This is a genomic window from Corynebacterium sp. EPI-003-04-2554_SCH2473622, assembly GCF_001665955.1.
Taxonomy (GTDB): Bacteria; Actinomycetota; Actinomycetes; order Mycobacteriales; family Mycobacteriaceae; genus Corynebacterium; species Corynebacterium pseudodiphtheriticum.
The window spans coordinates 47,214-73,168 of record NZ_LZMN01000084.1 but is presented as its reverse complement, the minus strand read 5'-3'; the positions used below and the strand labels follow the sequence as shown (position 1 = coordinate 73,168).

Annotated in this window: 19 protein-coding genes and 4 tRNA genes; 2 read left to right on the top strand and 21 right to left on the bottom strand. The window is 56.1% G+C overall.

Translation table 11 applies throughout. From position 1 onward, the window contains the following. Nucleotides 1-409 precede the first annotated feature (409 nt). From A5774_RS10250 to A5774_RS10160, 19 genes are all read right to left on the bottom strand, one after another. The gene (locus A5774_RS10250; protein ID WP_156519611.1) at nt 410-1,231 is read right to left on the bottom strand and encodes an energy-coupling factor transporter transmembrane protein EcfT; all 822 of its coding nucleotides are present in this window, start codon (nt 1,229-1,231) and stop codon (nt 410-412) included. Between the two features lies 1 nt (nt 1,232). After that, the gene (locus tag A5774_RS10245; RefSeq protein WP_064834694.1) at nt 1,233-2,645 is read right to left on the bottom strand and encodes an ABC transporter ATP-binding protein; all 1,413 of its coding nucleotides are present in this window, start codon (nt 2,643-2,645) and stop codon (nt 1,233-1,235) included. Between the two features lie 60 nt (nt 2,646-2,705). Continuing rightward, nucleotides 2,706-3,329: an ECF transporter S component gene (locus tag A5774_RS10240; RefSeq protein ID WP_021352939.1), complete on the bottom strand. Its 624-nt coding sequence runs from the start codon at nt 3,327-3,329 to the stop codon at nt 2,706-2,708. Between the two features lie 346 nt (nt 3,330-3,675). Further along, entirely contained in the window at nt 3,676-7,671 is a 3,996-nt protein-coding gene (locus A5774_RS10235; protein WP_064834693.1) for a DNA-directed RNA polymerase subunit beta', read from the bottom strand. A gap of 83 nt (nt 7,672-7,754) precedes the next feature. Then, complete coding sequence (locus A5774_RS10230) at nt 7,755-11,249, bottom strand: DNA-directed RNA polymerase subunit beta (RefSeq protein ID WP_027017513.1); 3,495 nt, start codon at nt 11,247-11,249, stop codon at nt 7,755-7,757. A 273-nt stretch (nt 11,250-11,522) separates the two neighbouring features. Next, nucleotides 11,523-12,593: a DUF3068 domain-containing protein gene (locus tag A5774_RS10225; protein WP_064834692.1), complete on the bottom strand. Its 1,071-nt coding sequence runs from the start codon at nt 12,591-12,593 to the stop codon at nt 11,523-11,525. A gap of 106 nt (nt 12,594-12,699) precedes the next feature. Then, nucleotides 12,700-13,239: a flavodoxin gene (locus tag A5774_RS10220; RefSeq protein WP_064834691.1), complete on the bottom strand. Its 540-nt coding sequence runs from the start codon at nt 13,237-13,239 to the stop codon at nt 12,700-12,702. A 306-nt stretch (nt 13,240-13,545) separates the two neighbouring features. Beyond that, on the bottom strand, nt 13,546-13,932 hold the full coding sequence (rplL, locus tag A5774_RS10215) for a 50S ribosomal protein L7/L12 (RefSeq protein WP_018121329.1): 387 nt from the start codon (nt 13,930-13,932) through the stop codon (nt 13,546-13,548). Nucleotides 13,933-14,082: 150 nt separating this feature from the next. After that, the gene (gene rplJ / locus A5774_RS10210; protein WP_064834690.1) at nt 14,083-14,604 is read right to left on the bottom strand and encodes a 50S ribosomal protein L10; all 522 of its coding nucleotides are present in this window, start codon (nt 14,602-14,604) and stop codon (nt 14,083-14,085) included. A 287-nt stretch (nt 14,605-14,891) separates the two neighbouring features. Continuing rightward, nucleotides 14,892-16,445: an NAD(P)/FAD-dependent oxidoreductase gene (locus A5774_RS10205; RefSeq protein ID WP_064834689.1), complete on the bottom strand. Its 1,554-nt coding sequence runs from the start codon at nt 16,443-16,445 to the stop codon at nt 14,892-14,894. 44 nt (nt 16,446-16,489) lie between these two features. Then, entirely contained in the window at nt 16,490-16,954 is a 465-nt protein-coding gene (locus A5774_RS10200; protein ID WP_023018932.1) for a YbaN family protein, read from the bottom strand. 229 nt (nt 16,955-17,183) lie between these two features. Next, on the bottom strand, nt 17,184-17,894 hold the full coding sequence (rplA, locus tag A5774_RS10195) for a 50S ribosomal protein L1 (protein WP_023018931.1): 711 nt from the start codon (nt 17,892-17,894) through the stop codon (nt 17,184-17,186). Between the two features lie 156 nt (nt 17,895-18,050). Further along, nucleotides 18,051-18,500: a 50S ribosomal protein L11 gene (gene rplK / locus A5774_RS10190; RefSeq protein ID WP_018121334.1), complete on the bottom strand. Its 450-nt coding sequence runs from the start codon at nt 18,498-18,500 to the stop codon at nt 18,051-18,053. A 208-nt stretch (nt 18,501-18,708) separates the two neighbouring features. Further along, nucleotides 18,709-19,644, bottom strand: coding sequence for a transcription termination/antitermination protein NusG (gene nusG / locus A5774_RS10185; protein WP_027017511.1), 936 nt, complete (start codon nt 19,642-19,644; stop codon nt 18,709-18,711). Between the two features lie 121 nt (nt 19,645-19,765). Beyond that, entirely contained in the window at nt 19,766-20,098 is a 333-nt protein-coding gene (gene secE / locus A5774_RS10180; protein WP_027017510.1) for a preprotein translocase subunit SecE, read from the bottom strand. A gap of 55 nt (nt 20,099-20,153) precedes the next feature. After that, a tRNA-Trp gene (locus A5774_RS10175) sits at nt 20,154-20,229 on the bottom strand. 119 nt (nt 20,230-20,348) lie between these two features. Then, nucleotides 20,349-20,420: transfer RNA gene (locus A5774_RS10170), tRNA-Met, on the bottom strand. 43 nt (nt 20,421-20,463) lie between these two features. Beyond that, nucleotides 20,464-20,536, bottom strand: a tRNA-Thr gene (locus tag A5774_RS10165). Nucleotides 20,537-20,857: 321 nt separating this feature from the next. Beyond that, nucleotides 20,858-21,844, bottom strand: coding sequence for a TDT family transporter (locus A5774_RS10160; RefSeq protein ID WP_064834688.1), 987 nt, complete (start codon nt 21,842-21,844; stop codon nt 20,858-20,860). Nucleotides 21,845-21,914: 70 nt separating this feature from the next. Here A5774_RS10160 and A5774_RS10155 point away from each other — a divergent pair, with 70 nt between their 5' ends. Continuing rightward, a complete protein-coding gene (locus tag A5774_RS10155; protein WP_231892417.1) occupies nt 21,915-22,919 on the top strand; it encodes a LysR family transcriptional regulator in 1,005 nt (334 codons plus the stop codon). A gap of 230 nt (nt 22,920-23,149) precedes the next feature. Here A5774_RS10155 and A5774_RS10150 read toward each other — a convergent pair. Further along, nucleotides 23,150-23,231 (bottom strand) — tRNA-Tyr (locus tag A5774_RS10150). A 117-nt stretch (nt 23,232-23,348) separates the two neighbouring features. Next, nucleotides 23,349-24,365: a polyprenyl synthetase family protein gene (locus A5774_RS10145; protein ID WP_064834687.1), complete on the bottom strand. Its 1,017-nt coding sequence runs from the start codon at nt 24,363-24,365 to the stop codon at nt 23,349-23,351. 104 nt (nt 24,366-24,469) lie between these two features. On the opposite strand from A5774_RS10145, the gene A5774_RS10140 reads away from it, so the two are divergent. Beyond that, complete coding sequence (locus tag A5774_RS10140) at nt 24,470-25,909, top strand: geranylgeranyl reductase family protein (RefSeq protein ID WP_231892416.1); 1,440 nt, start codon at nt 24,470-24,472, stop codon at nt 25,907-25,909. The last annotated feature ends 46 nt before the right edge of the window (nt 25,910-25,955 follow it).

The window sequence follows — 25,955 nt, the reverse complement described above, 5'->3', positions numbered from 1 at the left end:
CCAGCCGGAGCTGGACTAGACAACGCATCCAAACACGCAAAAATGGGGGCTCTTTTCCGGGGCCCTTCCGCGTGTCCAGAACGTCTCCATTGGCGTTTCTGCGCCAAGAAGATGATCAGACTTATCATCCCACCACTTAAGTGAGACGAACCAACTCGTAGGATAGCACTTCTCAAGCACGACTTCAATCGGCGGGGCTATCAATCCAGGACCGTCCTTGTCAGAGAAGATTGCCTCAGTGCACCTGTTTGTCCGAGCACAACAATTTTCCGGCCTGGATTGGGCCCTCAACTGGCTTACTCAGTGTATTTCCTTAGCAAGCGGCGCCGACAAGTGCCGCACCAGTACCGTCCAAAGGCCTTCATCCCGCACAACAAAATACGGCCAGAACAGCGGATACCTAAGCAGATTAGAGACCAAACCAGCGCCAACTGCCCGCCATCACTGCGACCCCCACCGGGATTGCGGCACAGACGAGGCCAAGCCCCAGAGCCAGCCAATCTGTGGTGTGCAAGCGCGACGGCCGCGCCCACGATCGGTGCTCCCCATAGAGCGGCCGGCGGCCAAACCCACGAGCTTCCATGGCGGTGGCAAGTTTGCCGCCACGCCTTAAAGCCAGTACCAACAGACCAAAAGCCATAGTGAAGAAATGGGCAATTCTTCCCCGATCACCCAAGCCGCGAGCACGACGAGCGCGATTCATCGCCACCCAATCGTCTTTGAACAAGCCTGTCATTCGTACACCTGCAACCGAACCAATGACAAAGCGGTCCGGAACATGCACTATCTGTGCCAGCGCATCGCCCAAGCGTGTGGGGTCAATATTCCGGGCCAACAAAATCACCGGGCTCGCCACCGCGAGGATGCGAATCATGATTGCAATGGCCAATTCAATGGAGTTGTCAGAGATCGTCATCAACCAAAACTCGAAATAGACCTCGCCGCCTTCGGCGCCATATAGCAGCATCGAGATGCCCGACAACGGCGCGACGAACAGTAAAGGCCAAAGCGTGGCCACCAGTTTCTTCCATCCCACTCCCCCGATAAGAGCTGCCACGATAGTGATAACCAACGAGACCGTAGCGCTTAGCCAATCTAGGCTCAGCAACAAAGGGGTGGTCACCAACAGCATGATCAAAATGCGGGTCAACGGGTTAATCTTCGGCGCCCCAGAAGGGATAAGCGTTCCAGAAGGGATAAGCGTTCCAGAAGGGATCTGCTCGGAAGCCATCTCACTTACCCCCTGTCGCTAACAACTCGACATGGTTATCACCAAGCGCATTACGGTAATTCTCATCGTGCGTCACTGAGGCCACGGTTACGCCTTCGTCGACCAAACCACGCACAATTGCGACCAGTTCGCCGAACGTATGGGGATCTTGCCCAAAAGTCGGCTCGTCGAAAAGCAATAATTTCGGTGCGGCTATCAAGGCAGTAGCCACAGAAAGTCGCCGCTTTTCTCCACCGGACAAGGTAAAAGGGTTGGCTTGTGCAAGATGGGCCAGGGACAGCCGCTCCAACAGCTCATCATAGCGGCGTGTACTGACCTCCAGACCCATCACCTTCGGCCCCACTTGCAGTTCCTCCAATACCGTGCGGGCGACAAATTGATGCTCCGGGTTCTGAAACACATATCCAATGCGCTGGGCCAGCTGCCGAGATTTCCACTTTGCGACGTTGCCCCGTAGGCCATCACGGATAGAATCCGCCAAATCAATCCGGCCTGAGGCAAGAGGCCGCAAGCCCGCCAGCGTCATCAGCAGCGTAGTCTTACCAGTACCATTAGCGCCGGTAAGCACCGTCGACGCATGTTCAGGCAGGTGCAGGCTGCGTGCAGGCAAATGAGCAGGTTGTTCCGCTGCTATGACCTCATGCGCCGTGAGCGCTGCGGCATTGTTTGCTAACTTCGGCGCTGCCTCTGGGAGGTTTCCAATGCGGCGCCGGTTTACGATGTCTTTGGCCGGTGCGTCGTCGACAAGTTTACCTGCAGAAAACTCCAGGCCACGCTCCAATAATGGCAGCCAAACGTCATAATTATGCTCGACGACCAGCAATGTCGCTCCAGTGTGGTTTACAACGTTGGTTACCGCTTGCACCACGTCACGCGCGCCTTCGGGGTCAAGATTCGCGGTGGGTTCGTCCAAAATGATGATGCCCGGACGCATGGCAATAACACCCGCCAGAGCCAAGCGCTGCTTTTGGCCACCAGACAAGAATGCAGTCGGATGGTCTAACGGGAGATTCAAACCCACCAATGGCAGGGCCTCACGGACCCGGGACCAAATTTCGGTGCGCTCCAATCCTTGATTTTCGCAGCCAAATGCGACGTCGTCCCCCACGCGTGCAGCTATTACCTGCGAGTCCGGATCCTGTAATACCAGGCCCACTGGTGTTGAGGTTCCTGCAGGCTCTTTTCTACCGCTGGCATCTGCAAGCAACAACCGGCCAGATTCATCGCCTTCTTCATCACCGCCTAACACACCAGCGATGGCAGCGACCAAAGTGGATTTCCCTGAACCCGAATTACCACAAATGAGCACACGTTCGCCGGCCGCAATCTCTAGGTTCAGATTGTCGATCGCTGGCTTCGCGCGCCCAGCATGCCTCCAGGTGTAATTAGCAATTTCGACCGCTGTTGCTGACATATCGATAAGGATGCGATTGGTGTCGAATGATGGAGAGCTAGTGTTTTTGGTCCGGAAGCTCTATGCGCGGTGCTCCCGACCAGCCGCGAAACGGTCGAGAGCACCCGTTTTCGCCAGTGACTTCATTAACGAAAAACCCAGAATGCCAGCCAGGATCGCACCCGAAATGGCAACGCATACGAGGTAGATAATGTTGAATTCCAGCGATTTTGCCAGGTTCGGAGAGAGGAACAATTCCAACGTCCAGGCGCCAACACCTGCCCCGATACCAGAAAGCGTGGCGACGACGATATTAAACTTGCGGTAGGCAAAGATAAGGAAGATCAATTCCGCACCCAACCCCTGTGCCAAACCGGAATAGAGGGTTTCCGGCCCCCATTGCGAACCCAGAGCTGCAGAAACACTGGCCGCAAAAACCTCGACGAAGATCGCCGCACCCGGTTTCCGGATAATTAATCCACCAAGCACACCACCGAGCAGCCAAATGCCCACCGCCAGACCACCCAGCCCTGGCGTGAGATTATCCATAGCGGTAAACCACGCGTAACCGATGTTGTTCCAGACTACGAAGATGAATCCAGTCGCCACACCCAAGATGGCGACGATGACGATGTCGATCGGGCGCCAAGTCAGGCTACGTTTCGGTTCTGCTGTCGCGCGCGCATTGGAGGAATGATCAGACATGGCTGCCTTTCTGAAATTCTAATGATCCTTTTAAGTTTCTAAGCCCGCTTTACGCTATACCCAAGGCTAAGTTTTTCCAAGCACTTATGGGAACAATCACCACACCCAGGTGGTGCACCAGGCACGCACGGCCTTGACCTGTCTGAAATGCCGGTAATTTCGGCTCAGCCCGCCCACAAGGCTCACTCGAGTCTAAACACCAACCACGATCTGGGCGCGCAAAAGGCCCTACCCCGAAAAGGGATAGGGCCTTGCAGAACGGCTTAGGACTAGCACCGAGTGGCGATAATAGTCCTAATGCTGTGGGTCCCTGCGCCTATGGAAGCTGCGGGACACAAACAGCGCTTTAGAGCTCGAAGGTCTCGTCCAGTGGGACGGAAGCGCCAGTGAAGTCACTGTAGCCATCGTCGCCGTAGATGGAGTCACCATAGGTAGGGATAGAGTATGCCGCATTGCGAGCAGCCTCCGTCGGCTTAACGGTGATGTTGCGGTAACGGTTAATACCGGTACCAGCCGGGATGAGCTTACCGATGATGACGTTTTCCTTCAGACCGATCAACGAGTCAGAGCGCTTGTTAATGGCGGCGTCGGTAAGAACGCGGGTGGTCTCCTGGAACGAAGCAGCCGACAGCCACGACTCGGTAGCCAGGGAGGCCTTGGTAATACCCATGATCTCGGAACGCATCTCGGCAGGCTGTCCGCCCTCTGCGACCTGGGCCGCGTTGACCTGCTTGGCCTCGGAGAGGTCGATCAGGTTGCCCGGCAATAACGATGTAGTACCGGAATCGATGACCGTACCGCGGCGCAGCATCTGGCGGATGATGATCTCAATGTGCTTATCGTGGATAGCCACACCCTGGGTGCGGTACACGGCTTGCACTTCGTCGATAAGGTGCTTTTCGACGCCACGACGTCCCAGAACTTCCAGAACATCGTGCGGATCGGCAGCACCGCGTAGCAAACGCTCGCCGACCTCGACGTGGTCGCCGTCTCGCAGTGCGCGTTCAATCATGGCATCCGGGTTGGATTCCATTGGGCGACGCACCTGGGCCAGGCCCTGACGCTTCGACAGCTTCTCGTAAACGACATTGTCCGAACCATCATCTGGGTGGATGGTCAGGGTCCAGAAGTTTCCTTCGTCCGACAACGAGATCTCACCGGCGACCGATGCAATTGGGGCACGGTTCTTCGGGTTGCGGGCCTCAAACAGCTCCTGAACACGCGGCAGACCACCGGTAATGTCTCCACCGACACCACCCTGGTGGAAGGTACGCATCGTCAACTGGGTACCAGGCTCACCAATGGACTGGGCAGCCACGATACCGACGGCCTCGCCGATGTCGACCAAGTTGCCGGAAGCCATGGACTTGCCGTAGCACTTCGCACAGACACCTGCTGGAGTCTGGCAAGTAAGAACCGAACGAACCTTGATCTCGGTGATTCCGGCATCGACCAGCTTCTGGGTGTTCTCCTCAGTCAAATCGTCGCCGCCAGCGACCAAAACCTCACCATTGGCGTCCTTGACATCGGAGGCAACCACACGACCGGAAGCGGAGGTCTCCCAGAGCTCGTGCACTGCGTATGTGTCGTCAGTGATCTGCTCACCGATTGGCACACGCACGCCCTGGCGGGTCGCACAGTCTTCTTCGCGGACAATAACGTCCTGGGCAACGTCGACCAGACGACGGGTCAGGTAACCGGAGTCTGCGGTACGCAGAGCGGTATCGGCCAGACCCTTACGGGAACCGTGCGAGTTGTTGAAGTACTCGAGAACCGACAGACCTTCGCGGAAGGAAGTCTTAATCGGACGGGTGATGTAGTCACCCTTCGAGTTCACAACCATGCCCTTCATACCGGCCAGCGTCCAGATCTGACGCATGTTACCCGCGGCACCCGACTTCACGATCATCGGAATTGGGTTGTCGTCTGGGTACAGCTCCTCAACAGAAGTACCGACCTTGTCGGTCGCATCCTTCCAGAGTTCGACCAAGCGCTCATAGCGCTCGCGCTCGGTCAGAGCACCCTGCTCCCAGTACTTGCGCTCGATACGCTCTGCTTCGGCCTCATAAGACTCGAGGATCTCGGTCTTGTTTGGCAGCACCAAAACGTCATGCATCGTAATGGTCACACCGGATCGGGTTGCCCAGTAGAAGCCGGCATCCTTCATCTTGTCCAGCGTTTGTGCGACGGAGATCATTGGATACTTTACGGCCAAGTCATTAATGACATCGCCCAGCAGGATCTTCTCCGAGCCACCGCCCTTACGCACCATGACGCCTTCAAGGTACGGGTAGTCCCATGGCAGCAATTCATTGAACATGATGCGACCCAGGGTGGTATCAGCCAACCAAGTATCGCCGCGCTGCCAACCTTCTGGGAACTGCGCTTCCTCGATTTCGCGCGGTGGACGCAAGTGAGAAATACGGACCTTGATAGGCGCCTGCAAGCCCAGAACGCCGCGGTCGCGTGCCATGATGGCTTCCGCATACGACGAGTACACGCCCTGTGCCGGACCATTTTCGTCGGCAGATTGGTAGCGGCCCTCTCCGCCCTGTTCGTCGGCACGCTTGTTCATGGTCAAAAAGTACAGACCGGTGACCATATCCAGACGCGGCATGGCCAATGGCTTACCGGATGCTGGGGACAAAATGTTGTTCGACGACAGCATCAGCACACGGGCTTCGGCCTGCGCCTCGGCGGACAGTGGCAGGTGAACCGCCATCTGGTCGCCGTCGAAGTCGGCGTTAAAGGCCTCACAGGCAAGTGGGTGCAGCTGGATGGCTTTACCTTCGACCAACTTCGGTTCGAATGCCTGAATGCCCAGACGGTGCAGGGTTGGTGCGCGGTTCAGCAGCACTGGGTGCTCCGAAATTGCTTCTTCGAGAACGTCCCAAACTTCTGGACGTTGACGCTCAACCATGCGCTTGGCGGACTTGATGTTCTGCGCATAGTCGTTTTCCACCAGGCGCTTCATGACGAATGGCTTGAACAGCTCCAACGCCATCAACTTCGGCAGACCACACTCGTGCAGCTTCAGCTGCGGACCGACGATAATAACCGAACGGCCGGAGTAGTCCACACGCTTACCAAGCAGGTTCTGACGGAAACGACCCGACTTACCCTTCAAGAGGTCGGACAAGGACTTCAGTGGGCGGTTACCCGGGCCAGCGACAGGACGGCCGCGTCGGCCGTTGTCGAACAGTGCATCCACCGACTCCTGCAGCATGCGCTTCTCGTTGTTCACGATGATCTCCGGAGCACCGAGATCCAACATGCGCTTCAGACGGTTGTTGCGGTTGATCACACGACGGTAGAGGTCGTTCAAGTCGGAGGTAGCGAATCGGCCACCATCCAACTGCACCATTGGACGAAGCTCTGGCGGAATAACTGGGATGGAATCCAGAACCATTCCAGCAGGATCATTACCGGAATTCAGGAATGCAGCAACAACCTTCAGGCGCTTCAGAGCGCGCATCTTCTTCTGGCCTTTGCCTTCATTGATGATGCCGCGAAGCTCTTCAGCCTCAGCTTCAAGATCGAAATTACGGATCAGAGTCTGGATGGCTTCCGCACCCATGCCACCGGTGAAGTAATCCTCGTAGCGATCGACGAGTTCTTCGTAGATGGTCTCGTCGATGATCATCTGCTTTGGAGCCAGCTTGACGAAGTGGTTCCAGATTTCGTCGAGACGATCAACTTCGCGCTCGCCGCGTTCGCGCATGTGCTGCATTTCTTTTTCGGCAGCGTTTTGCACCTTACGACGTGCATCGGCCTTCGCACCGGCTTCTTCCAGTTCCGCTAGGTCCTGCTCGAGCTTCTGAGCCCGCTCGGCGATCTCAGAGTTGGTGTCGTCTTCGACGTCCTTCTTTTCGAGAAGCATTTCTGCTTCCAGAGTGGACAAGTCGTTGTGGCGGGCTTCCTCATCTACTGAGGTGATGATGTTCGCCGCGAAGTAGATGATGCGCTCCAGATCCTTTGGAGCCAAATCCAACAAGTAGCCCAGACGGGAAGGAACACCCTTGAAGTACCAGATGTGGGTCACTGGAGCAGCCAGTTCGATGTGGCCCATGCGCTCACGGCGCACCTTGGACTTGGTCACCTCAACGCCACAGCGCTCACAAATGATGCCCTTGTAGCGGACACGCTTGTACTTGCCACAGGCACATTCCCAGTCGCGGGTTGGTCCGAAGATGCGCTCACAGAACAAGCCGTCACGTTCCGGCTTCAGGGTGCGGTAGTTGATGGTTTCCGGCTTCTTGACCTCGCCTTTGGACCAACGGCGGATGTCGTCGGCAGTGGCAAGACCAATGCGGAGTTCGTCGAAGAGGTTTACGTCAAACACGTAAATACCCTTTCCCCTCCGATGAAGGAGGGATTGCAATGACTATTAAGGACTTTTGGTATTTCGGCGTTGGTTTTTGCCGTTTAGGAGATGTCTGCAGCGGCGCCCTCATCGCGGGACAAGTTAATGCCCAGCGATGGTCCGGCTTCGTCGTCCTCGTCAGAGCCAGACAGCTCCATCGGAGTTCCGTCAGAGGAAAGAACCTCAACGTTCAGGCACAGCGACTGCAGCTCCTTGAGCAAGACCTTGAAGGACTCTGGGATACCCGGATCCGGAATGTTATCGCCCTTCACGATCGCCTCGTAGACCTTCACACGTCCAACCACATCGTCGGACTTGATCGTCAGAAGCTCCTGCAGGGTGTAGGCGGCACCGTATGCCTGCATTGCCCACACCTCCATCTCACCGAAGCGCTGACCACCGAACTGTGCCTTACCACCCAGCGGCTGCTGGGTAATCATGGAATAAGGACCAGTCGAGCGAGCGTGAATCTTCTCGTCGATCAGGTGGTGCAACTTCAAGATGTACATGTAACCGACGGAGATCGGGTGCTCGAATGGCTCACCGGAGCGGCCGTCAAACAAACGAGCCTTACCATGGCGATCCACCATGACATTGCCGTCGCGGTTTGGGCGGGAGTTAGCCAACAGACCAGAGACCTCTTCGTTGGAAGCACCGTCGAAAACCGGGGTTGCGGTCAGCGAATGGGCCGGAACGTCGTACAGTTCCTTCGGCAGGGTCTTGATCAGTTCTTCGTTCTGCGGATCGTTGGGATCAACCTTCCAACCGGCATGTGCCAGCCAACCCAGGTGAATCTCCAAAACCTGACCAATGTTCATACGACGAGGAACACCGTGGGTGTTCAGGATGACGTCAACCGGGGTTCCGTCTTCCATGAATGGCATATCCTCCGGCGGCAGGATCTTGCCGACGACACCCTTGTTACCGTGACGGCCAGCGAGCTTATCGCCATCCTGGATCTTGCGCTTCTGGGCAACGTAGACGCGAATCATCTCATTGACGCCTGGCGAGAGATCATCGTCATCCTCACGAGAGAAGCGCGCCACGCCAATGACCTTGCCGGTCTCACCGTGTGGAACCTTCATCGAGGTATCGCGAACTTCGCGAGCCTTCTCACCAAAGATGGCACGGAGCAAACGCTCCTCAGGGGTCAGCTCAGTTTCACCCTTCGGCGTGACCTTACCGACCAGGATGTCGCCTGGGCGGACGTCTGCACCGATGCGGATGATTCCGCGCTCGTCGAGGTCTCGTAGAACATCTTCCGAAACATTCGGAATTTCGCGAGTAATTTCTTCGGCACCAAGTTTGGTGTCACGAGCATCGATTTCGTGTTCTTCGATGTGCACGGACGTCAAAGAGTCATCTTCCACGATGGACTGATTCAGAATGATCGCGTCCTCGTAGTTGTGGCCTTCCCACGGCATGAACGCCACCAGCATGTTGCGGCCCAACGACATTTCGCCGTTATGGGTACCAGGGCCGTCGGCAAGCACTTGGCCTGCCTCGACGCGGTCTCCAATATTAACCAGTGGAGTCTGGTTGTAGTTGGTGCCCTGGTTGGTGCGCTCGAATTTGCGCAGCATGTAGGTATCGCGAATGCCATCATCATCCATGATGGTGATCAGATCCGCAGAGACGTTTTCCACAACGCCTGCCTTCGGCGTAATGACTACGTCGCCAGCGTCATAAGCGGCGCGCAATTCCATACCCGTGCCAACATATGGTGCCTCGGAACGGACCAGAGGAACCGCCTGGCGCTGCATGTTCGCACCCATCAAAGCACGGTTAGCGTCGTCGTGCTCCAGGAACGGAATCATCGCGGTAGCGACAGAAACCATCTGTCGTGGGGAAACGTCAACGTAATCTACGCCGTCAGCAGTGGTAACGGCGATATCGCCATCCTTCTGGCGGACCTCGATACGGTCACTGGTAATCGTGCCGTCTTCTGCGGTTGGGACCTCAGCCTGGGCAATGGAATAACGGTCTTCCGCATCGGCAGCCAGGTACTCAACTTCGTCAGTAACGCGACCATCCACAACTTTGCGGTATGGGGTCTCGATAAAGCCGAAGGAATTCACTCGAGCGTACGATGCCAACGATCCGATCAGACCAATGTTCGGACCTTCCGGGGTCTCAATTGGACACATGCGTCCGTAGTGCGAAGGGTGCACGTCACGAACTTCGATGCCGGCGCGCTCGCGCGACAGACCGCCAGGACCCAGCGCGGAGAGACGACGCTTGTGGGTCAGACCAGACAGCGAGTTGTTCTGGTCCATAAACTGGGACAGCTGGGAAGTACCAAAGAATTCGCGAATCGAAGCAGAAACCGGACGGACGTTAATCAAAGAAGTCGGAGTGATCGACTCTGCATCCTGGGTGGTCATACGTTCACGTACGACGCGCTCCATACGAGACAAACCGACGCGCACCTGGTTTTGAATCAACTCACCAACAGTACGCAGACGACGGTTACCAAAGTGGTCGATGTCGTCGGTGTCCAACATCAGATGCTGACCTTCCGGCGATTGCATCTCCCGCTCGCCGGTGTGCAAACGCACCAGATATTCCAGCGTGGTAGCAATGTCTTCTTCAGTTAGGGTGCTCAGACCATCATGATCGCCACCCAAGCCCAACTTGCGGTTGATCTTGTAACGACCAACGCGTGCCAAGTCATAGCGCTTCGGGTTGAAGAAAGAATTGTCCAGCAGCGACTGCGCCAGATCGCGGGTAGGCTGCTCGCCCGGACGTTGCTTGCGGTAGATTTCCAACAAAGCCTCGTCGGTATTGGCAACGCCGTCAGCTTCCAGCGTGGACATCATAAGTTCGGAGAAGCCGAAACGGTCCCGGATCTTCTCTTCGGTCCAACCCAAAGCCTTCAACAGCACAGTAACCGGCTGGCGACGCTTGCGGTCAATACGCACGCCGACGGTGTCACGCTTATCAACGTCAAATTCCAGCCACGCGCCACGAGAAGGGATAACCTTCACCGCATGCAGCGGACGCTCGGTGGATTTGTCGATAGAACGATCAAAGTAAACACCCGGGGAACGGACCAGCTGCGAAACAATGACGCGCTCTGTACCGTTCACGATGAAGGTGCCCTTTTCGGTCATCATCGGGAAATCACCGATGAAAACAGTCTGGGACTTGATCTCCTGGGTATCGGAATTAATGAATTCCGCAGTCACATACAGTGGTGCGGAGTAGTTAATGTCTTTTTCTTTCGCCTCGTCGACGGTGTTTTTCACCGGTTCGAAACGGGGCTCAGACAACGAAAGAGACATGTTGCCGGAGTAATCCTCAATCGGCGAAAGCTCATTCAGGATATCCTCGAGCCCTGAAGTAATCTGCGCATCGGCACCGCGACGTTCTTGTTCGCGCTCACGCCACTCGGGCGTACCGATGAGCCAATCGTAAGAGTCTCGTTGTAGGTCTAAAAGCCCCGGGACGGCGATCGGTTCGTTAATCTTCGCGAACGAGTACCGTTGCGGGGCTCCGGGAATATTAGCCACTGAACTGGTCTGGCGGGAGACTGCCAAGATGGGTCCTTCCAGCACCTCACGCGGAAGCGGGTTTCAGCCACTCTGGCATGTGACTGCCCTACAACCGCTGGTATTTTTTAGCATCTTTTATTGCTGTGGAATTCCGTGATCAGATAGCATAAAATCACCTTGTCAAGTGAACGTTTTCACGAAAATCAACAAGGCTCAAGCATGCACTAGTCCACAGATTCCAGCGCAACGTAGCAGTCTATTGCAATTTGCTTATTTTGTAAAGTCCTGATTAGCAACTGTGGCAGAGGGAGTTAACGGAGCACCTGCTGCTCAGACCTAGTTCTGTCGGACTCGCCGAAAGCCACCAAACACGCCGATCAACGCCAGCACTGTAATAAGCGCGCCAATTCCCAACACAATGTAGCGGATAAGACGCACTGTGTCATCGTCAGGGAATGACTCCGCCTGGGTAATAAGCTTGTCGACGTCGGCGTCGGCAAGCTGCGCCTGATATGCAATGCCGTCTTCGATACGCTCTCCCGTGTGAGTCGCAAAGTAATCATCGACAGTTTCGTGCACGTCGACGATCATGCCTGTGCGTGGATGCACAAAATAATCACGCGTCGCCGAATGATGCAAATACAACTGCCGCCTGATTGTGGGTGCCGGAACTTGTTCTAGCGCGCCCGCTTCTTCTGCGTTTTCTTCTGGAGTTTTCACAGGCGCTTCTTCAGCGTTTTCTGCAGGAGCTCTATCAGGAACCACCGGGTCTTCCTGTTTAGTGTTGCGCGCATCCGCGTATTTCGAGGCGACGTTCACCGGATCGATGACCTGACGATAACGGTACAGCTCCACCCCGTCTACTGTAACTTCCTCCTGAAACGCCGCCGGGTGGGATTCCCGAAGCGTTTCGTCAAACACGTCATAGCTGGTCTTTTCCGCGTTAACTGGGAATTTTAACCACTGGCCATCGATCTCGACGTGTGCAGCCGGAGTCACCAACGTGTGGCTGAGTTGCGCGGTACTCAGCGCTTGCCCGCTCCGACGGTCCATATCGAAGGCCCAAACGTCGGCGTCGACAAGCTCGGTTGCGTCCGGGTTGTCTTGCGCGTGGTTACCCCCTGGCTGCTCGTCGGGCTGGCCTGCTTGGTTTTCCTCGCTGCTTCGTATAAGCGTCGAACCAACGCGAACGGCGACCGATTCTGCATCAGCAGGCTCCAGCAGGTCCCAATGCAACTGGCGCTGGTAACCAGTGGCGTCGTCTACAAGCCGAAAGGTGGTGTGCTGGACATCAAGCGGTAATCGCGCGTCAATGTGCACGAAACGCGGAGCCAGGCCGGCGCCGACCACCAAGGCAAGGCCAATGCCGATCGCAATGGCAGACAAAACGCGTGAGGCAGGCAGCATGTGTGGCAGTTTACCGTACCCAGGGACCGAGAGGCGCCTGGGTGGCCCCCGCACTATGCCGCATCATGTCACACCATGTGAGATGATCGTGCTACATGGTGGTTACTCAAAGCTCCTCACCGTGGAACTCGACTGCCACCCAGGCGTCAACATCTTCCCCTGCATTGTCCACGTCCTCACCGCGAACCGGCAGCCCCTGGTGTACCGTCGCCTGCGGACATGCCGCAGCCACCTCCGACAATGCCGCCCCCGCACCGCCAGTAAACGTCACAAACGGATAGACGTCCTTGCCTGCCAGACCGTTGGCCTCATCGAAGAAGGTGCGCAGAATCATGGGGAGTTCTGCGTGCCACACCGGGCTGCCCACGATGATGCGCTCATACTTGCCGACGTCGGGCAGTTCGCCAGCGATGGCTGGACGAGCGTTGTCGCGTAGTTCTTGTGCCGAGCGCTGGTCAACGGAATCGAACTCGTCGGAATAGGGGTCAGCGGCCGTGATCTCGAAAATGTCGCATTCGATGCGTTCGGCGATCATACCGGCGACACGCTTGGTGTTACCGATTTCTAGTGTGCGGCGACCACCATCCCAGAGATTTTCACCGCTACGAGAAAAGAAAACGAGAAGGGTGTTCGGGGTGCCAGTCATGGGGAATCCTTTCTTCACAAATGGTGGCATCTGCGCGGGCAGCATGCCGACAGTGCCGACGCTGCCGCCAATTGTGGTGGCAGCACTAGGCTTTAGCTTACCGCTTCTGGATCCGAAAAATCATCCGAAAGTATGAGTATATGGTGGAGGGTGCATGTGGGTTAAGTAGGGGTTAAATAGCGGGAAACGTCTGCCAAACCATATAACAAAACCCGCGGGCACCGAAAAGGTGAACCCGCGGGTTAGCGATTGTTACGAGTTATAACCGACTCGCTGCGGTGGCAAGAATGCTTGGGGTAGTAAAGACTACTTCAGCTCGACAGAAGCGCCAGCTTCTTCCAGCTTGGTCTTTGCAGCCTCGGCGTCGTCCTTGGAAGCGCCCTCGATGATAGCCTTTGGAGCGGACTCTACGAGTTCCTTGGCTTCCTTCAGGCCCAGGCCGGAAACGATTTCGCGGACAGCCTTAATAACGCCGATCTTCTTAGCGCCAGCGTCGGTCAGGACAACGTCGAACTCGTCCTTCTCTTCAGCAGCGCCCTCGCCAGCACCAGCGGCTGGAGCAGCAGCTACAGCTGCAGGAGCAGCAGCTTCAACGTCGAATACTTCCTCGAATTCCTTAACGAAATCGGAAAGTTCGATCAGGGTCATTTCCTTGAACGCTTCAATGAGCTCGTCCTTGGAGAGCTTAGCCATGTCAGGCTTCCTTTCTATAGTTGCGTGTTCTGCGCTTTCGCGCTTCACAGTGCACAATTTGTCGTTGGTTCCGGCACATCGTCGGCATGCGAGCCGCGCTGGATGATCCAGCCAGGCCTAGCAACCGCAAGCGCCAGCACCGGGTGGTTTTTAGCCTTCGTTCTGCTTCTTCTCTTCGAGAGCAGCGCCGAGGCGAGCCATCTTGGTAGCAGGTGCATTGAACACTGCTGCTGCCTTTGCCAAGTTGCCCTTCATAGCGCCGGCCAGCTTCGCAAGGGTTACCTCGCGGCTGTCCAGGTCAGCCAGTGCCTTGACTTGGTCGGCATTCAGTGCTTTGCCATCCATGTAGCCGGCCTTAACGACGAGAGCGTCGTTTTCGGAACCGAACTTCTTGAATACCTTTGCAGCGTCAACAGCTTCGCCCTTGATAAAGGCGATAGCGGTTGGACCCTGGAAGTATTCGTCAAGGTCAGTGATTCCCGCTTCGTTAACGGCAATCTTCAGAAGGGTGTTCTTGGCGACGGAGTATTCAACATCGAAACCCAGCTGATCACGCAGCTCGGAAATCTGCGGAACAGTCAGACCACGGTATTCAGTCAGAACTACCGAGTCGGACTCAGCCAGCTTGTTTTTGATCTTGGCCAATTCCGCAACGTTCTTTGGGTTTGCCATGGTTACTCACGCCTCCTTTCGATACATCCTAGTGGTGTCACCACGAGACTCCCCTGCTTCCAGCAAGACCATGCGACTGTGGCTGGCAAGCTAGCAACAAAAAAGCCCCGTGCAAGAGCACAGGGCGCATACAACCTTCTGGTTGGAATGCACAAGTGTCTCCTGCGTGGGTCGTCGCCACCACGAGTAACTCGTGGGGTGACCTTCGATCCGTTACACGGATAACCGACGGTCTTCGGTGAAACTTGAGCGCGGCAAAAGCCGTTCAAACTTCAGCAAGAACCCTATCACCTTAATTCGATAGAACCAAATCTACGAAGAATCGTTTGCGCTGCACGCCACCCGGCCATTCCGTGCACACCTGCGCCTGGCAGGCTAGCCCCGCTCGCCTGCACCACCGGAACCTCCGGATTCACCGTCAACGTGCCGACGTATTGGCGCTGCCGTAGCATCTGCGCCAAATTCATGGCTCCACCTGCGATATCCCCGCCGATCAGATTCGCGTTGGCTTCCTGCAGCTGCCCTGGGGAAGCCTGGTGGCGTTCGATGATTTGTGCGGAAAACCCGGCGGCATATCGCGAAATTTGCGCTTCTATCAGGCCTGCTACTTCACCCGGGAACTTCTCCTGGTAACCATGCGGCACGTGAGCATAGGCCCAGAGGATGTGCGGTTGCCTGGCATCCTCCGGCATTCTCCCTGCATCTAGCTGCGCCGACAGCACCCGCCCAGCCCCCACCGACCGCCGATTACCAGAAAAACGCGTAGGGTCCGCGGTCTGTTGTTGACAGACCATCACGAATGGGCGCTCCGGCAACATCCCCGCCGCAGCCTGACTTTCCGCTAACTGCATCTCAGACCCGGTTCCACCCACGTGCACCGTGCCCGCCCCTGCCACTCGCGGATCATTCCACCGCACCGGACCATTAACCAAATAGTCCACCTTGTACACCGCGGTACCGTATTTCCATCGTCGTAGACTCCGCGAACGCAGCCTAGACAAATCTAGCCCTTGCAAGGCCAGTAGCTGCCGCGGAGTTTGCGTAGTCACCACAGCGTCATAGGTTACAAAACCAGAAAGATCCAGGATCGCAGCACCGGTCTTGATTGTCCCGCCGTAGTGCTCAATCACGCGTGCCAATGCCCTAACTAATTGTCCAGTACCGCCGGAAACCACTGGCCAACCCGTGGTCATCCCGAGTGAATTAAACAACAATCCAAATGCTGCGGTACCTGGCTGGCTCGGCGGGCGAATCGCGTGCACAGCAGAACCAACCAGCAAGGCCCGGGCAGCTTCGTCGACAAGCAGTCGCGAAGTTAAGCTTCTCGCTGGCCACACACCCCGCAGGCCCAAGCGCGCGAGAGCAAGCGGGTATCGTGGGCGGACCGGAAGCACCGAGTTGACAAGCTTGCCGACGTCGTCGACAAGCGGTTTGTGCAGGTGGTTCCACACGCGGCGGTCATGGTCGGAAAACTGTGCGGCGGTGGTCTTAAGATCGCGATGCAAGATAACCGCAGGTGCGTCGACAAGCGGGTGCGCCATCGGGTACTGCGGATGCTTCCACTCCAGCCCATAATTTTCGAGGCCTAACTGGCGAAACACCGGACTCACGACTCCGAACGGATGAGTCGCAGCACCGAAATCAACCGCGCTCCCCGCCCCGAACGCAGGGTGGGTGCGTGCTGATCCACCGATATGGTCGGCGGATTCAAAAACTTCTACCCGGCAGCCAGCCTGCGCTAAAACTGCTGCAGCAGTAAGGCCGTTAGGGCCGGCACCAATGACGGCGACTCGGGCCTTGCCATTGTGGGCGAAGGAAGACCGGGCAAAACCAGAACTCATAGGTTAAATCTAAACATCTGCGATATGCGGCGACCGTATTGGCGTCATTTCTGACGACGCTTCTGTTGGTGCTGATCCAGTTGGTGCTGTTCCTGCTGGCGACGTTTCTGGAGACGAGCAGACTCTTCATAACGGCGCCAAAAACGAGCTACTTTTTCTGGTTTGGGCTCTCGGCGCCAAATTACAGTCGCGGCAATCATCCCGATGCCCACCATCATGACCGCGAACCACAATTTTCCCACCAAAATCGTTGACAAGATCATTGAGGCCCAGGCCGTCGCAATGATGTATATCCGACGTCTGCGGCTTAACGAACCAGAGTAAAAATCAATGAGATAACTACGCAGCGGTGAGCGGTGCACGATATAGAATTCCAACCGCTGCGAACTACGCGTGAAAAAGAAAAACGCCAGCAGCACGAACGGAGTCGCCGGTACCAACGGCACTAACGCACCGAAAGCACCGAGCCCCACGCACAACAGCCCAAGGGCCAGATAGAGATACCGCATAGTACTTTCAAGATTACCCCGTGTACAACAGAGTTAATAGGGGGTAATAGCAGGGTAATTGACACGGATACTAGAAAACCCACCTGCACTATCCCAATGGACGGGAGTGAAGGTGGGCGGAGTGCAGTACGAGTGCTTCGGGCGCGAGATCCTCGGGCGAAACACTCGGGCACTCAGTTGCTTAAGTCTTGAGTTACTTAAGCGTAGAGATGGTTAAGCCTGGAGGTGTTTAAGCCTCTACGGTGTAGTTCTTCTGCACCGATGGGTCAACTGGAACACCAGGACCAGTGGTGGAAGAAACGGTAACCTTCTTCAGGTAAACACCCTTAGCAGCCGATGGCTTCAGACGCAGAACTTCGTCCAACAATGCGCCGTAGTTCTCAGCCAGAGCTTGCTCGCTGAACGAGGCCTTACCGATCAGGGCGTGCAGGTTGGAAGCCTTGTCAACACGGAAAGAGATCTTACCGCCCTTAACTTCCTTGATCGCCTTGGTGACGTCGTTAGTGACGGTACCGGTCTTCGGGTTCGGCATCAGGCCACGAGGGCCCAGGACACGCGCGATACGACCGATCTTAGCCATCTGGTCAGGGGTAGCAATTGCGACGTCGAAATCGATCTTGCCTTCGGTGACCTGGGAGATCAGCTCATCAACACCGACGATGTCGGCGCCAGCCTGCTCAGCTTCGGTGGCCTTCTCGCCAGCCGCGAAAACAGCAACGCGAACATCTTTACCGGTGCCATTTGGAAGGGACACGGTGCCGCGAACCAACTGGTCAGCCTTACGTGGATCAACGCCCAGACGCATAGCGACGTCGATGGTGGCATCGAAGTTCTTCGAAGAAGTATCCTTAGCCAGCTTTACTGCCTCTAGTGGGCGGTACAGATGGTCGCGGGAGATCTTGGTCGCGGCTTCTTTAAAAGCTTTGGACTTAGTGCTCATTTCTCAATTCCTTTAAGTTTGGGGATTGTCGTGGTCAGCGAGCCGTAGCTGGCTCTGCCACGGTGGATGTGGCCGCATCCGACTTTATCCGAGTGCGGCCATGGCGAACATCAAGGCTGCGGTACGACAGACCTTAACGCTTGCGAGGGGCCCGACTTACGCGTCTGGGTGTCCATCAACGTTCAGGCCCATGGAGCGAGCGGTACCAGCGATGATGCGGGCAGCGTTTTCCTCGTCACGAGCGTTCAGGTCTTCGAACTTGGTCTTGCCGATTTCCTTGCACTGTTCCCAGGTCACGGTTCCGACCTTCTGGGTGTGCGGAACGCCGGAGCCCTTCTGCACGCCAGCAGCCTTCAGCAGCAACTTGGCAGCAGGTGGGGTCTTCAGCTTGAAGTCGAAGGAGCGGTCCTCGTAGACGGTGATTTCTACAGGGATAACTTCGCCGCGCTTGTCTTCGGTAGCGGCGTTATAAGCCTTGCAGAATTCCATGATGTTGACCTGGTGGGCACCCAGGGCAGGGCCGACTGGAGGAGCAGGGTTTGCCTGACCAGCCTGGATCTGCAGCTTAATAAAGCCTGCTTGCTTCTTTTTCTTCTTAGGAGCCATCGTTTTACCTCAATTCCGTGGTACCAGCCCCCGCCACGATGAATAACGGGGGCTGTCCGGATTCCGGCCTTCGCCGGCAACCGGGGATGTGCAATTCTTTTCCGGTGTGCTGCTGCAAACGCGATTGCGCACGCATTAGTACGCACACACGAAGACCTAGCGTACTGTAACCCGGGCGCCAAGCCCAAACCCGGGCGCCAGGCTCAAACTACATAATGCGCTCGACCTGGTCTGCGGTGAGTTCCACAGGGGTTTCGCGACCAAAGATCGACACCAGCGCCTGCATCTTGCCGGTTTCTGGGTCGATCTCGGAGATAGTAGCCGAAACCGAAGCCAGCGCACCAGACAGGATCGTGACGGCTTCGCCAACCTGGTAATCGTGATTGATGCCAGATGCGGCTGGCTTCTGCGGGCTTGCCACCTGCTCTTCTTCTGCCTGTGCCGGCGCCTCTTCACGTGCCTCGGTGGTCTTCGGCAGCAAGAACTTGGCCACCTCACGGGTCTTGACGACAGTCGCATTGCCCTCGTTGCCCACAAAAGAAGTTACACCCGGGGTATCACGAACCACAGACCAGGCGCGGTCGTTAATCTCCATGCGAACCAAAACGTAGCCTGGCAGGAGTTTCTTCTTGACGATCTTTTTCTTGCCGTCTTTTTTCTCCACGACATTTTCAATCGGAACTACGACGTCGAAGATGGAATCCTCAACCTCAAGAGTTTGGATGCGCATATCCAGGTTGGTTTTCACCTTGTTTTCGTAACCCGAATAGCACTGAATGATGTACCACTGCCCCGGCTGCTTCTTCAGCTCTTTCGTGAACTCCCGCAAACGCATACGGTAGGCAGCATCCGCATCTGCATCCGTCTCCGTTGCAGAAGCATCAGACTCAGCGGAATCATTGGTAGCCTCTGCGCTGGCATCGTCTGCGCCTTCTACAGACTTTGCGGCAGCTTCAGTAGCCTTGACGGCCTCTTCGTGGTCTTTGGCGAAATCGTCGGAATCCGCATCGTAGTCATCGCCAAGCGATTCGCGGTCTTCCTCAGCAGCGAGTTCTGCCGCTTCGCTCGCCCTGGCTACTTCCGGGGTGACGTCTTCAAAAACGTCGCTGTCGTTAAGGTTTTCGTTCTGCGTATCTTCGCTCACGGTCGTTCTACTCCCTTATGCATAGGGTCATTGGGTAATTCTGGTGCGGTTGTGTCATAAATTATCCCGCTTATCCAACGAGGGATAAGCGGGATAACAACCGGATATTTAGCAACTATACCTAAGGGTTAAGAACTGCATCAACTCCCAAGCTGGCAACAGTATCAATACTCCAAACCAGCGCAGTAAGGACGAACAGGAAGGCGAACACGACGATGGTGTACTGCACCATCTGCTTTGCGGTAGGCCAGACAACCTTGCCCATTTCAGAGACGACCTCTGGAACAAAGCTGGTTGGACCTCCACCGGGCTTGTCATCACGAACAGATGAGTCATCGACATTGACGACGCGCTTCGCTTCGTAGGAAGCGCTGGATGTCGTGGAAGCACCCGAGAGTTGACGTTTACCGACTGGGCGAGCCGCTCCACCGGTAGCGTTGTTTTCTTCGCTCACGTCAATAACTCCTCAATGGCCTTGGAGACCTTGGTGAATGACCTCATAAAAATAATGGCAGGGGCGACAGGACTCGAACCTGCAACCTACGGTTTTGGAGACCGTTGCGCTACCAATTGCGCCACGCCCCTAGAGGGTGCTGGGTAAAAGAACAGGGATCCAAAGATGAAACCTGAACTTACAGCAGCCTTCACCTTAGCAGACCGGGAACCGGTCAGCACAAGGCTTGAGGTAATGGGAAAAATCCCAGTAGCGATGGCGGGAATTGAACCCGCGACACAACGATTATGAGTCGTATGCTCTACCACTGAGCTACACCGCCTGGTGTTGCAGCGTTTAAGGCGTTCGGCCCTAAACAGCAACAGAGCCCCCTGACGGAATCGAACCGTCGACCTTTTCCTTACCATGGAAACGCTCTGCCGACTGAGCTAAGGGGGCGCAGCCTCGAAACCAACTTTGCAGTCTTTCGATCTACTTTGTTGCGCTCCGTTGAAGCCTCACACAGCCTAACTCAGTTTGTTATAAATACACAAATCCGCAGTTCAAGGCGGAATTTCCGAAACAATCACCCACATTCAACAGTTCACGATTATCGACAGGTCATTGTCCTATGATGGCCACAGGCAATAGGCCGCCTTATGGTCACTGCAGGCAGTATCAGAACTAGAAACCTACGACGTTGCGCGGGGGGCTGAAAGGTGACCAAATTTTAACCGACGTCGAGACCAGCATTGCTGAAGTACCGAGATTCTTTCCGGATCATCCTCGGCTAAACACAGTAATCCTGACGGCTCCATAAGATGCCCACATAACGTGGAGCAAAAGAAGAACAAGCAGGCCGACACTGACGATATCAATCCATCCCATACCCCACTCCAATGCTGCGGGTTGCGTCGACAAGGTATGCGTACCGAGACAACAGGTGCCGACCGGAAAAGTGCTGGCCCACCACGTGGGGTTATACGACATTGGGCTGCTGCCAAGAACTGCCCCCCAATGCTTGACAATGGCATAACCAGCCAACGGAATCCCGAGACTAAGCATCACAACTCCATAGATCATTGCCCGGAAATGCCACTGCTCACCGGCAATCAACTGCGCACTCGCTGTGGACTGGCCGACAAGGCCCAGCGGAATCCAGGCAGTGGCGGCAAAGCTGGTGGGAAGATTGGGGAATGTACGCAAATAAACGAAGGCGAACGTCGGCACTGACGTAGCCAATGCCAATGCAAAGCACATTACGCCAATGCCGTGCACCAGCGACCCCCACTCCCCCGCGTGCGGCACCAACTGAGCCGAGGAGGTTCCGGAAACCATCGGTGCAACCAGGGGCAACCCCAAGGTAAAAGCAGGAGCAACGGAACGGTCAAAAATAAGGAACTGCAGATACCTTAGGCAGGTAATCAGACCAAGGATGGTTCCGGCTGCCCAACACAAAATATGAATCATCCAGGCATTAAAAATAAGCGAGTAGGCGCTGCCTAAAGCTAAAATCCCCATAGAGACCATGCCCCACGCGGGCATGTTATTGGGGCGAAAGCCCGGATTGCGGTGCCTAATGAAGCCTATGGAGAGCGCCAGAGCGAGAAGAGTTGCGGCAACAATCATGATCTTCGCGGGGAGATGCCCCACAACGGGGCTGAGATGAGTCTCAATGAGGGACGAGGAGATCCCTAGTCCCATTACTGCTCCGGCCCAGCCAGGTCCGAGTGGCGGAAGTTCCATTTTATTCTCAATTTTAAGCATGCGCTTCAGGCTATGTACTGCTGAACGTTTACGGGAGAGCACAAAATCCGTACAGGGTTACAATGAAAGCATGTACCCCGCACGAGATGGTGATGACTCTCGGTTCTCTTCCGTTCGACGAAGCTACGTTCCCGATGCCCTCACGGTTGACGTCGTCCTCGCTGTAGCCCGACACGGAGGAATGAATCAGGCTGCGAAATATCTCAATGTTTCCCAACAGACGGTCAGCACACGCGTCGCCAAATTGGAAAAACACCTAAATACACGTATTTTTTGGCGTGGCGCCGCGGGCAGTTCCACGACAAAAGTGGGACACCAAGTGATCCGTGTGCTTGAGGGCTTAGAAAGGGCACTCAACGATTGCGCGCATGGTCTGAAAGCAGCCACCAACAACGCTGTAACCGAGGGGCTTAAGCTGGTGGTTTCTCATACTGTGGCGGAAATAGACTACCCCCGGTGGGCAGCGGCCTTCCAACGCCGTCACCCGCAGACTCATCTGCACATGCGTCAGCTCAACAGCCGGGAGGCCCAACGTCACGTGATCCAGGGAGATGCGGAACTAGCTCTAGTTGAGGGTAACTGGGTGGCCCATGAACTACACCAGCGAGTGATAGGGCACGATGAGCTAATCGTTGCTGCACCCGCGCATCACCCCTGGGCAAAATCAAACAATCACAATGACCTGGATATGCCTTCAGCATCCATACCAGTGACAGGGACGGCTCCGATAACGAAAGAGGAGTTGCAATCCACACCTTTGGTGCTGCGCGAGCAGGGAAGCGGCACTCGAGAAGTCGTAGAAGACGCTCTGGGAGGTCTCGCCCCACCGATAGGAGAGTTTGGATCGCTAGGAGCACAACGTACCGGGATAGGCACTCTAGGAGCACCAGGGGTGATCGCGAGGCGCGCGGTATCATCGCAGTTAGCCACCGGGGAATACCTCGAGGTTCCGGTGGTTGGAGTCAATTTCGACCGTCCGCTGCGGGTGGTGTGGAGCTCGAAGAACCGACTCTCCGACCCAGCACGGCTGTTTTTACGCTTCCTTGTGGACTATACGGACAGAAATGCGACCTGAAATCAAGTTATGCCTTAGGATGCATCCAGTTCCACCACTGGCCAGTAATCTGGTCAGCCAGCCTTCTACGACCAGGGCATCGATGTTGAATACACACACTCATTCGGTATCCGGAAAGGCCAGATCTAGGGAATTGGCGACACGCCGATCAGACACATTTTTTGCTACTTAACCCCGGACCCCCGCATGCAAAGAACCCCACGCGATAATTCGCGTGGGGTTTCGAACTGTGCCAGGTAGAAGATTCGAACTTCTGAAGGCAATGCCGGCGGATTTACAGTCCGCTCCCTTTGGCCGCTCGGGCAACCTGGCAAGCACCATTTGGTGCGGTTTCTTAGCCTACTATAAACCCCCAATAAACCTACAAACCAGCACTACAAACAGGGTTTCGACAGCCAGAAACAGCCACGATTGCCAGCAAGCACCCTGCTAGCCCACCCGGCGCATGGTGTATTCCGCAAGCAAGCGCAGGGCGCGCGTCGCGGCAATATCCGGCAGCTTGTCCAACTCACGGTCGACAACATCCAAATGGGCTTGGACGTCGGCAAGTGCTTTCGCACGTCCGTCTGTCTCCCGAATTAATGCAATCGCACGCTGCACATCATCCTCAGCCTCCAATGGGCCGGTCAACAAAGAACGCAACTCATTAGCAGCAGCGCTATCTTCTGCCAATGCATACAACACCGGCAGCGTCAACACGCCTTCGCGCAAGTCAGTACCCGGAATCTTGCCAGAATCTTTTGGATCAGAAAACAGGTCAATAATATCGTCGACGATCTGGAAGATCATGCCGATCGCACCGCCAATGGTTTGCAAAGAGCGCTGCGTCGGCTCATCCGCACCCGCATGATACGCACCCAAGTACCCAGCCGAGGCGATCAGCACGGCGGTCTTTTCCTCAATCACCTTCTGGTAATGCTCCACCGAGTCGGACTCACCCGCGCCAAGTGTCTCACGCATCTGCCCAGTAACCAGCTCCTGGAAAGTTTCCCCGAAGTGGCGCACAGTCAGACTATCCATCGTCGACATAATCCGAGACGCGTGCGCAAGCAACACATCACCAGACAAGATCGCCACCGAATTACTCCAGCGCGAATTCGCAGATTCGACCCCACGCCGCTGATCGGCTTCATCCATTACATCGTCGTGGTAAAGCGTGGCTAAATGCACAATCTCCACCACACCCGCTGCTTTATACACGTTGTCCGATTCTGCATGCGGGCCATATTCAGCAGCAAGCAGCGCCATCATTGGACGGAACCGCTTGCCACCAGCGGTAGTTAAATGCAAAACCTTATCCGTGATGAATTCCGCGCCCTGCGAAAGCTCCGAACGCAGCAGGTCTTCGACCGTTTCCATCCCGGCAGCAATGCGCGAATTGAGCTGTTCATCCCCCAAATCCACAGCGGGGGTGTAACCAGAAACCTGGTTTTGGCCAGTGGTCATATCCGAGGTTTATCCTTGCGCTTATTCGTTCCCATAATTCCCGTCCTAACAGTAGCCGACGAAACAGGGCAAAACACTTCCGGGGGCTTATTCATGCAACAATAATGCCCATGAGCCTTGCCGACGACTCCCCCGCTCGGCCCGATTCCGGGTCCCACACTGCATCTTCCACGTCGAAACCTCCGAAAAGCGAAATTCTTGCCGACGCCTCCAGCACCGGCAATGACGCTGTCTCCTGCGAAATCGCGGTTATTGGCGGTGGCCCAGCTGGAGCCGCGGCTGCGATTTATGCCGCACGCGCCGGATGGGACGTCGTATTGGTAGACCAAGCAACCTTTCCCCGCGATAAAACCTGCGGCGATGGTCTCACCCCACGCGCGATGGCGAAACTCCGAGAGCTAGGGCTTCTGGATGGAGTGAACCCGGGATACCGCAACCGGGGATTAAAACTGCACGGCTTCGGCGGATCAGTGACCGCCGCGTGGCCAAACGGACATTTTGGGGATGTGGGCACCGCCTGGCCACGGCGCAAATTAGACAACTACCTGGTGCAGCAAGCCGCGGCAGCAGGCGCACGGGTGTGGACCGGGTATTCGGGTGCTGATGTCGTCGTCAAGAACAATTCGATTGAGACCATCACGGTGCGACGGGTCGGTGGCCAGCGGTCGGCGGAGCAGTCGGCATCCTCGGGCAGCCAACAGCCAACAAACGACCAGCAGCCGTCGGCAAGCGAGATTACGCTGCGCCCGCGGTGGACGATCGTGGCTGACGGGGTACGCTCGACGTTTGGCAAAAAACTTGGGCGTACCTGGCACCGCAGCGAAGTCTATGGGATCGCCGCGCGGTCGTATTGCAGCTCGCCATACTCCGATGAACCGTGGATGCATTCGCACGTGGAACTGACCGACGAACAAGGCACCGTTCAACCTGGATACGGGTGGATTTTCCCGCTTGGCGACGGCACAGTGAACCTGGGATGCGGCGCATTGTCGACAGATAAACGTCCGGCAGCGATCAACACCAAGAAACTGTTGGAATTTTATGCCAGCCAACAGCGCAAAGCCTGGGGTTTAGGGGATCCGGACGAAGTGGCCTCGGCGTTATTGCCCATGGGTGGGGCCGTATCGAACGTAGCCGGGGCGAACTGGATGCTGATCGGCGACGCGGCGGCATGCGTGAACCCATTAAACGGTGAAGGTATCGACTACGGGCTGGAAACCGCCGAGCTAGCCGTGGGCCTGTTGGGCAACGGCGTCGACCTCACCTTGGTGTGGCCCGAAGTGTTGCGGGCGCATTTCGGCGAGGCGTTCATGTGGGCACGCACCGCGGCCCGGCTTTTGACCTATCCGCAGTTTTTGCCTGTGTTCGGCCCGTTAGGGTTGCGGGGCCCGGCGGCGCGCTATTTAATGCCAGCGGCTGCTCGGTTGATGGGCAACTTAGTTACCGACGAAGACCGCGACCTGATTTCCCGGTTGTGGAAGAAGGCCGGAAAATATGCGGCAACGGTGCGGGCCGACACGCCGCTGTGGGATTCAACGGTTTAGGGAATATGGGGAACCTGCGATGCTAAAACCAATGGCGAGGCATAAC